The following is a 12,486-nucleotide window of genomic DNA, read 5'->3' as shown; positions in this document are numbered from 1 at the left end:
GGTGCCCACCACGCCGCGGCCCCCTTCATCCGCGTTCGCGGATCGCCCCAACGTAATTGCCGCCACGCCGCGGCCCTTGGTCCCCGGCTCCGCCGCCGCAGCGATCCAGTCACCTTGTGTGGGTGGCTTATGAGCTCGCGAATAGTGGTCCCGAACGTCGATGCTGGTCCTTGGGGAAACGTTGAGCCCCACGCTGGGTTGGCCGCCGGGGAGCGGGGGGTGCGGGGGCGGTTGGTTTTGGGGGTTGGTTTGCGCGGGGGCAGGTCCGTTGCTTTGCGGCAGTTTCATGAGGGCGCTTTGCGGGTGCTCCGGCCGCATTACTTGGATGAGAGTGGGCAAGTTTGTTATGTCATGGTCAATCCTGGTGGAGCGTATCTGGGGGCCGATCTGTTTGTTGTTGACGTGGAGGTTGATGCGGGGGCGGAGTTGTTGCTGACCACGCAGTCTGCCACGAAGATTTATCGGACTCCGGGGTCGTTTGCTGAGCAGAGGATGAGTGTCCGGCTGGGGGAGGGGGCGCGGTTGGAGCTGGTGCCCGATCAGTTGATTGCGTACCGGGAGGCGAGCTATCGGCAGAATTCGCACCTCAGCCTCCACCCGACGTCGAGCCTTGTCATGGCCGAAGTCGTCACGCCGGGGTGGTCGCCGGACGGCGCATCCTTCAAGTACGAAGAGGTCCGGCTGCGGAATGAGATCTGGATCGACAGCGGGAACGGAGCAAAACTGTTGGCCCTCGATAACCTGCTGATTCGCCCACCCGTCAACGACGTGACCGGGATGGGGTTCATGGAGGGCTTCAGCCATCTGGGGTCGTTGGTGGTGGTGGATCCGCGGGTTGATCAGGGGCTTGCTGATGACCTGGACCGCATATCCCGTGATTTTGAGGCGTACACGGGAGTTTCCTTGACGGCGACTATTGCCGGGACTACCGGGCTTGTGCTGCGATCGTTGTCCAACAGCACTGAGGAACTCAACACATTGCTGGGTGTTTGCTCCGGCGTCCTGCGGGAACGTTGGTACGGGCAGGGACCCTTGAACCTGAGGAAGTATTAATGACCGCGCTGACCGAGTTCGCCACCATGTACCGGGAGCGGGAGACGTTGTCCCTGCGGACCAGGCTGCTGTTCACGTTCGGTGCCGTCGCCGCGTTGCACGTTGCCGCCGTCGTGCTGTTGCTTGCGGGTACGGCAGGCGCCGCGCAGCCGCTGGCGCTGGGGCTGGTGGTCACCGCATATGTAGCCGGCATCAAGCACAGTTACGACTGGGACCACATTGCCGCGATCGACAATTCGACCCGGAAGTTCGTGGCGCAGCGCAAGGACCCCGTGAGCGTGGGGTTCGCGTTCAGCCTGGGCCACAGTTCCGTCGTGATCCTGGCGGGGCTGTTGGTGGTTGCGGGTGCCACGGTGATTGGGCAGTTCATGGAGGACGGCACCACAGGCAACAAAGTGCTGGGATTGATCGGCAGCGGTGTTTCCGGGCTGTTCCTGCTGGCCATGGGCCTGTTCAACGGCTCCGCGTTCGTTCGGGCCACGCAGGTTTACCGGAAGGTGCAGGCCGGCGGGGAAGTGCGCCAAGAGGACCTCGAAGCGAAAGGCTTTGTGGCCCGCCTGCTCGCCAAGCCACTGTCCAGGGTGGAGCGGCCACGGAACATCTACGTGATCGGTTTCCTCTTCGGACTCGGGTTCGACACCGCCACCACCATCGGGCTGCTGGTCATCACCACGACGGCGTCGCTCGCCGGGGTCTCACCGCTCGCGTTGATGGCCCTCCCGCTCGCGTTCACTGCCGCCATGACCTTGTGCGATTCGATCAACGGCGTGGCCATGATGAAGATGTACACATCAGCCATTCACAACCCGCGGCGCAAGCTCGGCTTCAACGCCGTCATCACCGGCATCTCGGCAGTCTCGGCGCTTTTCATCGCCGTGATCACGCTGGGTGGGTTCGTGAATTCCGCGTTTGAACTCGAAGACCCCCTGACCACGTGGCTCGGCGGCATTGACCTTGGCGACGCCGGCCTGATCTTGGTGGGCTTGTTTGTGCTCGTGTGGGCCGTATCAGCCTGGCGTGGGCGGCATGTGCGGTCAGCGCAACCCATCTAAGTCGCAGTTGAACGCGTTTAGCGGCCTCAAAACGCGCTCAACTGCTACCTACTTTGGGCTAGGAAGCTGCCACCGCGTTGAACAACTCGTTCGTATCCACGCCCAGGTCCGGGGCATCCAGCACATTCGTCAGGAACACGACGCAGCGGTCCTGCTCCGGGAACATCCACCACTCAGTCCCGGACCAGCCGGGGTGGCCGTAGATCCCCTTCGCCAGCAACTCCGACTCATTGGCGGGCAGCTGGAAACCCAGGCCCGTGTGCCGCAGGGGAGTGGGCCGGGTGGTGATGTGGGAAACCCCCGTGGTGCGGGGCCGGCGCATGGCAGCAAGGGTCGCGGGCCGTACTGCTTTCCCCGAATCCCGCAGCAATTCCGATCCCAGATTGAGCAGGTCCGTGGCTGTGCCGAACAGGCCCGCGCCGGGGTGCCGATGCTGATACATACCTTCCACGTTCAGCCCGGCAGCCTCGGTGCCGTGCACCGTGTGCGGGTTGCAGTCCGAGCTGAACGTGAGCGATCCAGCGCCTGTGTCCGCTGCCAGGGCAAGCAGTTGCGCCTCGAACGGGCGCCCGTCGGCCCACTCGGCCATGGCCGCGGCCCCTTCGAAAGCGATGTTGCAGTACTGGACCAGGCTTCCCGCGTAGAAGGCTTGCTCCGCTGCGGTGAGGGCCTTGCGGAGGGGAGTGCCGCCGTCGAGAGCTGGATCCGCAATACCGGAACGGTGGCTGAGCAGCTGCTCCAACGTCACGGTGTCCGTTCGCCGGGCGCCAAAGTCCGGCAGGGCTGCACTCAGCGGGTTACCCAGAGACAACTTCCCCTGCTCCACCTGCCGCATCACGGTCAACGCGCTGATGGGTTTTGAAACGGAGAAAAGCGCAAAGTGGTCATCGGTCGTGGCCTGCCTGCCGCCGTCGGTCCCGAACGCCACAACGTCCTCGATGCCGCGGCTGGACGCGATCCCCAGCACCGCAACCGGCACGTGTCCAAGGTCTACCTGCTTGCGGGCCCAGTCTGCGGAGGGTCCTGTTTCCACCATGGTTGTTCCACGCTCTCGGTTGGGGGTCTGTGAGAGTCGAATCTATCGTGGGTGACCGAAGAAACTTGCCAGCGCCTGTAACCGTGGCGGCCCGGCCGGAAACTATACAAGTATCCTGCAGTTCAGGGCTCTATATCAGGGGGAAATAATCGTGCTTTCCGAGCGCGAATTGGCGTTCATCGCCATTCACAAAGACAGCTACCCATCCGTCTTCAAATTCGTCTGCCGGCGTGTTGAATCCGCCGAGGCAGCCGAGGAGATCGCAGCAGACGTGTTCCGCGTCGTGTGGCAGAAGTGGACCGACGACTCACGCCCGGAGCTCCCGTACCTATTGACGGTTGCGCGGAACTTGGTGGGGAACGCGTACAGGAGCCGCGACCGGCGGCTGGCACTGCAGGAAAAGCTGCGGACGACGGCGGTGGAGCGGTTTGGCGATGAGTCCGAAAACGTCGCGGTACAGGATGCCATGACGCGGTTGCGTGACCAGGACCGGGACATCCTTCAGCTGGCCTACTGGGATGGCTTGAGCACCGCGGAAATAGCAGGCGTGCTCCAGTGCAGTGAATCGGCGGCCAAAGTCCGCCTCCACCGGGCCCGAACGGCGTTCCGGAAACAGATGCCTGCAGGGGCCGAAACCACCACACACAAGATGGGGGTCTGAAGACAATGGATCCAATCAAGAACCAGATTTCAGCGATTGACCCGCTCACTGTCGATCCAGTTGCCGAGCCCAACGGAGAAGAAGCGCTGCACAGGATCCTTTCCGGCTCCACGGTGTTCAGCGACAGCCACCCGGTGGCGGCAGTGGCTTCCCTGGAACAGCGCAGGCGACGTAAGGCGCAAATCGCGGGCGGGCTGTTGCTCGCAGCTGCAGCCGTCACTGCGGGAGTGCTGGTAGCTGCCAACCTTGGCTCGGTGAACACCGCGCCGGCACCTGCTGTCACGGTCACTACAACAGAAGCGACACCCACGCCCAGCGTTTCCGTCACGCCAACACCCACGGCCACAGCCACGCCATCGGCGACGCCCACAGTGGCTGCACCGGTAACCACCCCGCCCGTTGCTCCCGCGGTTCCGATCCCGGCTCCAACACCGGTTTCAACAACGACGCTGCCACACACTGTAGTGCCGACTTACACCTTCCCCGACGGACACCTCTCCTTTTCCTACCCGGTGGGCTGGACCGTCCGCCCGGAGCAGGGGCCATACGCGACGGAGGCGGACAAAGCTGCGTCCACCATCGCCAGGGTTCTGGACGCCGCAGGCACTGAGGTTGCCCTGATATTCAACGGAAACTACGGCGACGGTACAGCTGGCACGGTGGACCGAACCATCCTGGACAGGGCAGTGGTTCCCGGTGTCCGGGACAATTCGGGTGAGCTGGTGGAGTTCGGGTTCTCTTCGAACCAGTCGCAGTACATGCCCTACGAGGGGATGCCCTCGCCTCAGACAGGACCCGTCGGAGATCCTCCGACGTACATCATGGATGTGAGGGTGTCCTCGCAGCTCGTGCCCGGAATCAGCTCTTCAGGGACCAACCAGGTCCGTGTTCCCAACGGCATCATGAGTGCTTATGTCATGTTTGACCCCACCAAGCAGCCCACCTTCGCATCCCCGGAAGCTGCCAAAGCCTATATGGGCACCACGCAGTACGCCCAGCTGAAGTCCATGCTCCTGAGCCTGAGCTACAAATAGCCCCATCTGAGTAACAGCAAACGTCGCACTGACAGTCCAGAGCGACGTTTGCTGTTACCTACTTGGGCTAGCGGACGGGTTGGCTAGCGGACCGTGACCAGGTGGCTGGCGGGGTCGTACCGGAAGGTGACCGGGCCGCCGTCGTGCTTCACTGCGATATTGCTGCCGTTCGGGACTCCGCCGAGGCCGTAATTCTCAGCCCAGGAGTTGTTGATGGCGGCCTTGAACTCGTAGCTCCCGGCGGCGAGGTTGGGGACGGAGAGCTTCCAGAGTCCATCAACAGTGTCCAATGTCAGCTGGGCCTGGGCGCAATCCGGCATCCAATCACCGGCACAGCCGAGCTCGGAATTCAGGCTTCCCGGCACTGAGACGGCGGCCGGTTGCTGGCCCGGGACAGCTGCGCTGATCACGTTGGTGGCGTGGTCGTAGAGAAAAGTGACGGCCCCGCCCGAGTGCTGGAACGCCACGTTGGCCCCGTCCAACTCACCGCCGGCACCGTAGTTTTCATCCCAGGTTCCATTGAGCGCGGCCTTGAATTCATAACTTCCGGCCGGGAGGTTGGGGACGTTGAGTTGCCACAGCCGATGCGTCGGCTCATAGGTCATCAATGCCTGTTCGCAGGACGGCTGCCAGTCCTCGGCGCAGCCCAGTTCGGCGTTGATGCTGCCGGCCACGGTCACGGACTCGGGCTGGGTCGGTTCACCCACCACACCGCTGCGCGGCTCACTGGCCGATGTCTGCCCCCGGTTGTCCAGCACCACGGCACGGTACTCCACGGACGTTCCCGCCTCCAGCGGGGACACATCATGGAACACCTGGTAAGGCGCGTTGTCGTCCGTCCCGATCGCTTGCCATTCGCCGCCAGCCGTACGCGACTGGAAGGTGACCTCATAGAACGAGGTACCGTCGACGTCGGCTGTCACCTTCACACGGGACGCGTCACCGGCTGCGGTGGCTGGCTTCTTAAGCACGACGGCGGGCGCCGCCTTGGACTTCGCGAGTCGCCCCGCTGCTTCATACACCACGGCGGAAAGCGGCGGGATCGTGACGTTCAGCTTTGCCTGTGCATCGGTCTTCGCATGTGCCTCGGCGTCACCGTAGACCAGGTTGAACGGTTGCTTCGCCTCATACGTGGGAATCGCCGCTGTTTGGGCCGTCTCGCTGTTGTTCACCGCCACGATGTATTCGCGCTGGTCCTTGGCATCGATACGGGAGAAGGCGTAGATCCCGGCATCGTCGGCGGCGTAACGGTGTTGCTGGGCCCCGGTGCGAAGGGTGGGATGCTCGGCGGTGAGCGCGGCGAGTTCGCTGATCTTTCGGTACAGCGGGTGGCCGGTGTCAAAGTTATCCGTGGCGTGGGTGGCGTTGGTGCCCAGGAGGTCGTCATCCAGATACTCCTGGACTTTGCTCGCGAACAGGGTCTGCCGTGAATCCTGGTCGCCGCCGGCGCCCGTGAAGCCTTGTTCGTCTCCGTAGTAGATCACCGGGTTGCCGCGCGAGAAGTACATCAGCTCATGGGCCAGCTCGTCGCGTTCCACCAGTTCGGCGTCACTTGCGCCCACGTTGTCCTGCGCTATGAACGTGCCGATTCGGCCCATGTCGTGATTTCCCAGGAAGGTGGGCAGTTGGTAGACGTTGGAGTCGGCGTCCGTGTACCAATCGTCCCCGTTGAAGAAGTCGGCCAACCCGGAGGCCTTGCTGCCCTGGGATGCGAAGCTGCGGGCCGCGCCCTGGAAGCCGAAGTCCAGCACAGCCTGCATCTTGTTCCTGGTGGTGAACGTGGAGGTGATGCTCTTTGAGGTGTCGAAGACCTCCCCGAACATGAAGAACTCGTCCTTGCCCTGTTCCTTGGCATAGCTGAGAACCTGGGGTCCGAACTGCTGCCAGAACTCGTCGTTGACGTGTTTCATGGTGTCGATGCGGAAACCGTCGATGCCAAAGTCGCGGATCCAGGTTTTGTAGATGTCCATCATCCCGTTGACCACCGTGGGGTTTTCGGTGAACAGGTCATCCAGGCCGAAGAAGTCGCCGTACAGGGAGTCCTCGCCGGCAAAGTTGGTGTTGCCGCGGTTGTGATAGAGGGTGGGGTCGTTCAGCCAGGACGGAACCTTGACGTCCTTCTCGGCGGCCGGGACCACGGGCGTGTACGGGAACGACGTCGCCGGGTCCAGTGCCGGGAAGTCCTGCGTCCCGGCGTAGTCGCGGTCGTCGAAGACCTCGCCCGCAGCGGTCCGGTAGGGCTCGGTTTCCTTGGAAATGTAGGGGGCGGACTGGGTCTCCTGGTACTGGATGACATCCGCCGTGTGGTTGGTAATGATGTCGAAGTACACCTTCATGCCCCGCGCGTGGGCGGCATCAATGAGGGTCTTGAGCTCGGCATTGGTGCCTAAGTGCGGGTCGATCTGCGTGAAGTCCGTGACCCAGTACCCGTGGTAGCCGGCGGAACTGTTCGCGGAGGTCCCGTCGCCCTGGACTGCTTTGTTCTTGAAGCTCGGCGTGAGCCAGAGGGCGTTGGTTCCCAGGCCTTGGATGTAGTCCAGGCGGTCCTGCAAACCCTTTAGGTCACCACCGTTGAAGAATCCTTTGCGGGTGGGATCGAATCCGGACACCATTGGATCAGAACCCAATCCGCCGGCGTCGTTGGTGGTGGTCCCGTTGTTGAAGCGGTCCGCCATGACGAAGTAGAAATTCTGGTCGCTGACTCCTCCCCGGATGGAGTGCTGGGCTGCGGGATCCGGCTTTTTAGCGGCTGGGGCGGCGCCCGCCGGGAGGACAGCTGTGACGGTGAGTGCCGCCGTCGTCAGGACGACGGCGGCGAGGCGGCCCAGGGGGCGGCGTTGGTGGGGGAGGGCAGGTCTAGAGCTGCGAGCTGACAAGTGAGGGAACCTTCCGCTAAGCGACAATGCTGTGGGACAAGTCACAACTGTAAGCGCTTGCGTTTCCTTAATCCAGAGATTTGCTGAGTTACGGGACATGAAGAAGTCTGCAACATGCTCATTGCTGGAAGCGTTTGCAGCGGTTCTGGTGGGAAATTCGGGAAAGGGGCACTGTGCTCCTGCATCAGCGTCCCCTGGAATGCTATGCATCTGTCCATAACGCAGCCCTTGTGACTTGCATAGGGTTGAAGAGATCTGCTTCACACCACGCAGTGCCCCGATCTACTCCCAAGGATGAGTTTCAACGATGAAGAGCATCGCCCTCCTGCGCGAACGAGCCACCCGCACCATGCCTACCGGTTCCCACTGCCCGGCGTCGGGCCTGTGGAGCCCGGACTCCGATCCCGACGCCGTCCAGGTGTTCCCCGAGGGCCACGTGCTGCCTGCCCACAATGGAGTGGCAACTGTCTGGCGGCGCCGCACTGCTGCCGAAGTATCAGCGTGACCAGCTCCATCCTGAACCGGCCCGCCGACTACCGGCACGTTCCTGCCGCAGAGTGGTCCGAGCTCAGCTCCGGCGATCCTGTGTGGATCTACGACGTCGCCTGGGGCGCCGGGACAGGCCGCGTTGACGATGTCTCCAAGCACCAGGAACTGCTCTGGGTCATCCTTGAGCCCACAGGCCGCAAACTGATCTGCGGCACGGACGACGTCCAGGTCTGGACCGTCTAAAAGACTCGCCGAGACGGCAGATGACACCAATGTTCGAGCGGAGCATGGGTGTTAACTGCCGTCTCGGTGTCAGTTAACGGGCGGCCACCAGCATGCTGGGTGAGCCCGTCTCCACGCGGCCCACGGGACCGTCCGGCAAGCCGGTGGCCGGGTCCAGCCTGAAACTTACGATGTCGTCCGACCCTTCGTTGGCGACATACAGCCAGCCTTCGCGGACCAGGTGATGGCGGGGCCAGTCACCGCCGCACGGAACGTCGGCGAAGGGCTCAAGCCCGGTGCCGTCGTGGGTCACCTTCAGCACGCAGATGCGGTTGGAGCCGCGCACGCCCACGTAGGCGAAGCGGCCATCCGGTGACAACGCGATCTCCGCTCCGGAGTCGCCGTCGAACGGCTTGTTGATGCTGGCCGGAACAACTGCGGTGAGCTCGTACGTGCCGTCCGGTTCCATCCTGACAATGGCCACCTCCACTGAATACTCGGTATCCACGAACACGGATCCGCTGTGATGCCGTGCCATATGCCGCGGGCCCGAGCCCTTGGGCAGCACCACCTCATGATCGGGCTGCAGGCCTTCGCCGGGAGCATACTTCCACACGCGGACCAGGTCATGCCCAAGATCTGTCGTCATCACCCGGCCGTCGGGGAGCATCAGGCTCGAATGCGCGCGGCTGGGACGTTCGCCGTCTGTTGGCGCCGTGAAGTGGGGATCGACGGCGGCTGCCGCGCTGGTGCGCGAGGTGATGGCGCCGTCGTGGTCCAGTTCATAGAGGATGACCTGGCCATCGCCCCAACAGGTGGCCACAATGAAGCGTCCCTGCGGATCAGCCGCAACGTGGCAGGTGGCGTCTCCGGCCGGCCAGGGCTCACCGAGAGCCTCCAGCTCTGCCTCGCCCGTCCGGCGATAGGCCCGAACCGTTTTTCCTTCCTCTGCGACTGCGTAGATCACCGGGAGCGTGGGGTGCAGGGCAAGGAACGACGGCGAGTTGGAAGCCACCGCTAAACCGGCGGACGTCAGGTGCCCCTGGTCGTCTGCCGAGAGCGCGGCGATGCCTTTGCCGTTGCCGTTCCGGTCCGCCGTGTAGGAACCCACCCACATCAGCGTGTTTTCGTTACCCATGGTCAGTGCCCCTGTACGTCCGAGTCGACGCCTGCGTCAGGCCCGGCGTCGAGGGTTTGCAGTTTGGAAAGGTCCTCTTGGTCGAGCTCGAAATCGAACACGTCCAGGTTCTCCTGCATCCGTTCCGGTTTGGCGGTCTTGGGAATGGCAACCAGCCCCTGCTGGACATGCCAACGCAGCACCACCTGGCCCGGAGTCTTCCCATACTTCCCGCCGATGCTCGCCAGCACCGGCGCGTTGAGCAGATCGCTGCTGGCACCCAACGGACTGTAGGACTCTGTGATGATGCCATGCCGTTCGTTGTAGGCCCGCGCTGCCGGACGGGGGATGGAAGGGCTGACCTGGATCTGGTTCACCGCCGGCACCACCTCCGTTTCCCGGAACAGCTGGTCCAGGTGCGCCGGTTTAAAGTTGGAGACGCCGATGGAGCGCACTTTGCCAGAGGCCTGCAGTTCCTCGAAGGTCTTCCACGTGGAGACGAACTCGCCGCGGCGGGGGAGCGGCCAATGGATCAGGAGCAGGTCGACGTACTCCAGGCCGAGGCGTTCCAAGGATCCCTCAAGGCCGTCGACAGCCTTGCCGGAGCCCTGGAATTCGCCATCCAGCTTGGTGGTGATGAACAGTTCCTCACGGCCCACTCCACAGGCGCGGATGCCGTTGCCCACGCCCGTCTCATTCCCGTACTTTTTTGCCGTGTCCACGTGCCGGTAGCCATGCGACACCGCCTCCACCACGGCGTCGGCCACCTCGGCATCGTTCAATGGCCACGTGCCGAGTCCCAGTTGCGGGATCTTGAAACCGTCGTTCAGTTCGATCAGTGGGGCAAGTGCCATGGGCTGGGTCTCCTCTGGGTTTCTCTGTTTCTACGCTGGCCGCCGGCTGCTTGGCAACAGTTATCTTCGTGACCAGTCATGGAGCCGATCACTCAACTCCATGAAATCTTCCTTCACTACCTGCAGCTCCGGGTGGGCATCGTGCCACTCCACGATCTCCCGGGCGCCGTCCGCGAACGGAATGGTGGCCCTGTAATCAGGAACCAGCGCCTTGATCTTGGAGTTGTCGAACACCACGGAGTGCGAGCGATCGCCCAGCAGATTGGGGCCAAGCTCCGGGCTGTGGGCGGCGATGGTCTCTGAGGAAACGTGGAAGAGTTCGGGCTCCGCCACCCCGGCTGCCCTCGCGAACAGCCGATAGACCTGGTTCCACGGCAGGAACTCGTCCGAGGTAATGGTGTAGCTCTCGCCAATGGCCTGCGGCCTGCCCAGCAACCCGACGAAGGCCTTGGCGAAATCCCTGCTGTGGGTCAACGTCCAGAGCGAGGTTCCATCCCCATGAACCAGGATGGGCATCCCCGCCCGCATGCGGTGAATGTCGGTCCACCCGCCCACCATGGCGATCTTGGTGCGGTCGTAGGTATGGGATGGCCGCACCACCGTCACCGGAAAGTCCTGTTCACGGTAGGCCTCGAACAGCAGTTCCTCACAGGCGATCTTGTCCCGGGAGTACTGCCAGAACGGGTTCTTCAGCGGGGTCGATTCCCGGATAGGCAGTGTAGTTGGCGGTTTTTGGTACGCCGAAGCGGAACTGATGAACACGTACTGGCCCGTCCGCCCCCGGAACAATTCCATCCCGGCCAGCGCCTGGTCCGGGGTGAAGGAGATGAAGTCCGCAACGGCGTCGAACTCCCTTCCTTGTAGTACCTCACGCACGGCGGCTGTATCCCGGACGTCTGCGTGGAGGACTTCCGCGCCCTCCGGAACCGGCCTGCCGGCTGACCGTCCCCTGTTGAGGATGGTCAGCCGGTGGCCCAGCGCGACGGCGCGTTCGGCCGCCGCCGCACTGATGACGCCTGTTCCGCCGATGAACAGGATGTTCCGCGGCGAAACGGTGTCCGCCGCCGTCCCGAGCAGGTTGTGGGGGAGGGTACTCACCAGGCGTAGTCTTCGGGGGCGGGGCGATGGCCCGGGAAGATGTCGTCCAGCCGCTTGAGGGCGTCCTCGTTCAGTGAGACGTCCAGCGCCCGGATGGCTGCATCCAGTTGTTCCTGCGTGCGGGGGCCAACGATCGGTGCCGTGACGGCGGGTTGGTGAAGCAGCCAAGCCAGCGCGACATCGCCGGGTGCGTGGCCCAGTTCATCCGCGAAATCCTCGTACTGGCGGATCTGGTCCTCATGCTTCTTGAGGGTTTCCAAGGCCCGGCCCTCAGCGCGGCGAACCCCCTGCTCCTCTTTCTTGAGAACGCCACCCAGCAGCCCGCCCTGCAGCGGCGACCACGGAATCAGGCCCAGGCCATATTGTTGGGCCGCCGGAATGACCTCAAGCTCCAGTTCGCGCCGGAAAAGGTTGTAAATGGACTGCTCGCTGACCAAACCGGTGTAGTTCCGCCTCCGGGCAGCTTCCTGCGCCTGGGCAATGTGCCAGCCCGCAAAGTTGCTGCTGCCCGAGTAGAGGATCTTGCCCTGCTGGACGGCGACGTCAATGGCCTGCCAGATCTCGTCCCAAGGGGTATCGCGGTCAATGTGGTGGAACTGGTAGATATCGATGTAGTCCGTCTGCAAACGCTTCAGGCTCGCATCCAGCGCGCGCCGGATGTTCAGCGCCGATAACTTGGACTCGTTGGGCCGGTCCGTCATGGTGCCGTAGAGCTTGGTGGCCAGAACGGTCCGTTCGCGGCGCTCGCCGCCCTTCGCGAACCAGCGGCCGATGATTTCCTCGGTCCAGCCGCGGTGCCCGGCTCCGCCGTAGACGTTGGCGGTGTCAAAGAAGTTGATGCCGGAGTCCAGCGCGGAGTCCATGATTGAGTGTGCCGTTGCTTCGTCCGTCTGGGGACCGAAGTTCATGGTGCCCAGGCAGAGGCGGGAGACTTTCAGGCCGGAGCGGCCAAGGTGGGTGTACTGCATGGTTGTTGAGGTCCTTTGCTTTGTAC

The 12,486-nt window shown here is 63.3% G+C and carries 12 protein-coding genes; 6 read left to right on the top strand and 6 right to left on the bottom strand.

The window, feature by feature from the left end:
• Window positions 1-129 precede the first annotated feature (129 nt).
• Both ACIQLI_RS02630 and ACIQLI_RS02625 read left to right on the top strand, forming a co-directional pair.
• Window positions 130-1,053 carry an urease accessory protein UreD gene (locus tag ACIQLI_RS02630; protein WP_400384670.1) on the top strand — a complete coding sequence of 308 codons (924 nt, stop codon included), beginning with the start codon at window positions 130-132 and terminating at the stop codon, window positions 1,051-1,053.
• On the top strand, window positions 1,053-2,105 hold the full coding sequence (locus ACIQLI_RS02625) for a HoxN/HupN/NixA family nickel/cobalt transporter (protein WP_400384668.1): 1,053 nt from the start codon (window positions 1,053-1,055) through the stop codon (window positions 2,103-2,105). Before ACIQLI_RS02630 ends, ACIQLI_RS02625 begins: the two co-directional genes overlap by 1 nt.
• A gap of 58 nt (window positions 2,106-2,163) precedes the next feature.
• Here ACIQLI_RS02625 and ACIQLI_RS02620 read toward each other — a convergent pair whose 3' ends face one another.
• Window positions 2,164-3,141, bottom strand: coding sequence for a serine hydrolase domain-containing protein (locus ACIQLI_RS02620; protein WP_400384666.1), 978 nt, complete (start codon window positions 3,139-3,141; stop codon window positions 2,164-2,166).
• A 151-nt stretch (window positions 3,142-3,292) separates the two neighbouring features.
• Here ACIQLI_RS02620 and ACIQLI_RS02615 point away from each other — a divergent pair, with 151 nt between their 5' ends.
• Window positions 3,293-3,802, top strand: a complete 510-nt coding sequence (locus ACIQLI_RS02615; protein WP_354231793.1) for a sigma-70 family RNA polymerase sigma factor — start codon at window positions 3,293-3,295, stop codon at window positions 3,800-3,802.
• Between the two features lie 5 nt (window positions 3,803-3,807).
• Window positions 3,808-4,836 carry a hypothetical protein gene (locus ACIQLI_RS02610; protein WP_400384664.1) on the top strand — a complete coding sequence of 343 codons (1,029 nt, stop codon included), beginning with the start codon at window positions 3,808-3,810 and terminating at the stop codon, window positions 4,834-4,836.
• Window positions 4,837-4,919: 83 nt separating this feature from the next.
• On the opposite strand, the gene ACIQLI_RS02605 is transcribed toward ACIQLI_RS02610, so the two are convergent.
• Window positions 4,920-7,712, bottom strand: coding sequence for an alpha-amylase family glycosyl hydrolase (locus ACIQLI_RS02605; RefSeq protein ID WP_400384662.1), 2,793 nt, complete (start codon window positions 7,710-7,712; stop codon window positions 4,920-4,922).
• A gap of 307 nt (window positions 7,713-8,019) precedes the next feature.
• Between ACIQLI_RS02605 and ACIQLI_RS02600 the strand changes: the two genes are divergently transcribed.
• Window positions 8,020-8,217, top strand: coding sequence for a hypothetical protein (locus ACIQLI_RS02600; RefSeq protein WP_207595847.1), 198 nt, complete (start codon window positions 8,020-8,022; stop codon window positions 8,215-8,217).
• Complete coding sequence (locus ACIQLI_RS02595) at window positions 8,214-8,444, top strand: hypothetical protein (RefSeq protein ID WP_354231801.1); 231 nt, start codon at window positions 8,214-8,216, stop codon at window positions 8,442-8,444. The genes ACIQLI_RS02600 and ACIQLI_RS02595 overlap by 4 nt, the downstream gene beginning before the upstream one ends.
• 73 nt (window positions 8,445-8,517) lie before the next feature.
• Here the strand turns inward: ACIQLI_RS02595 and ACIQLI_RS02590 are convergent, their stop codons facing one another.
• Genes ACIQLI_RS02590 through ACIQLI_RS02575 form a run of 4 tightly spaced genes read right to left on the bottom strand, consistent with a single transcriptional unit; the run spans window position 8,518 to window position 12,460 of the window.
• A complete protein-coding gene (locus tag ACIQLI_RS02590; RefSeq protein WP_400384795.1) occupies window positions 8,518-9,540 on the bottom strand; it encodes a lactonase family protein in 1,023 nt (340 codons plus the stop codon).
• A 23-nt stretch (window positions 9,541-9,563) separates the two neighbouring features.
• Window positions 9,564-10,394 (bottom strand): aldo/keto reductase, encoded by an 831-nt coding sequence (locus tag ACIQLI_RS02585; RefSeq protein ID WP_400384659.1) that lies wholly within the window; start codon window positions 10,392-10,394, stop codon window positions 9,564-9,566.
• A 60-nt stretch (window positions 10,395-10,454) separates the two neighbouring features.
• Window positions 10,455-11,495 carry an NAD-dependent epimerase/dehydratase family protein gene (locus tag ACIQLI_RS02580; RefSeq protein ID WP_400384793.1) on the bottom strand — a complete coding sequence of 347 codons (1,041 nt, stop codon included), beginning with the start codon at window positions 11,493-11,495 and terminating at the stop codon, window positions 10,455-10,457.
• Complete coding sequence (locus ACIQLI_RS02575; protein WP_354231807.1) at window positions 11,489-12,460, bottom strand: aldo/keto reductase; 972 nt, start codon at window positions 12,458-12,460, stop codon at window positions 11,489-11,491. Before ACIQLI_RS02575 ends, ACIQLI_RS02580 begins: the two co-directional genes overlap by 7 nt.
• Window positions 12,461-12,486 lie beyond the last annotated feature (26 nt).

This window comes from Paenarthrobacter sp. NPDC091669 (genome assembly GCF_044756725.1).
Taxonomy (GTDB): domain Bacteria; phylum Actinomycetota; class Actinomycetes; order Actinomycetales; family Micrococcaceae; genus Arthrobacter; species Arthrobacter bambusae_C.
The sequence above is the reverse complement of the archived record's forward strand: the minus strand, read 5'-3'. Positions and strand labels throughout refer to the sequence as shown.

Bases quoted from the DNA above. Each gene is read 5' to 3' on its own strand.
- ACIQLI_RS02630 (WP_400384670.1), top strand. From the start codon at position 130: ATGAGCTCGCGAATAGTGGTCCCGAACGTCGATGCTGGTCCTTGGGGA.
- ACIQLI_RS02625 (WP_400384668.1), top strand. From the start codon at position 1,053: ATGACCGCGCTGACCGAGTTCGCCACCATGTACCGGGAGCGGGAGACG.
- ACIQLI_RS02620 (WP_400384666.1), bottom strand. From the start codon at position 3,141: ATGGTGGAAACAGGACCCTCCGCAGACTGGGCCCGCAAGCAGGTAGAC.
- ACIQLI_RS02610 (WP_400384664.1), top strand. From the start codon at position 3,808: ATGGATCCAATCAAGAACCAGATTTCAGCGATTGACCCGCTCACTGTC.
- ACIQLI_RS02600 (WP_207595847.1), top strand. From the start codon at position 8,020: ATGAAGAGCATCGCCCTCCTGCGCGAACGAGCCACCCGCACCATGCCT.
- ACIQLI_RS02590 (WP_400384795.1), bottom strand. From the start codon at position 9,540: ATGTGGGTGGGTTCCTACACGGCGGACCGGAACGGCAACGGCAAAGGC.
- ACIQLI_RS02585 (WP_400384659.1), bottom strand. From the start codon at position 10,394: ATGGCACTTGCCCCACTGATCGAACTGAACGACGGTTTCAAGATCCCG.
- ACIQLI_RS02575 (WP_354231807.1), bottom strand. From the start codon at position 12,460: ATGCAGTACACCCACCTTGGCCGCTCCGGCCTGAAAGTCTCCCGCCTC.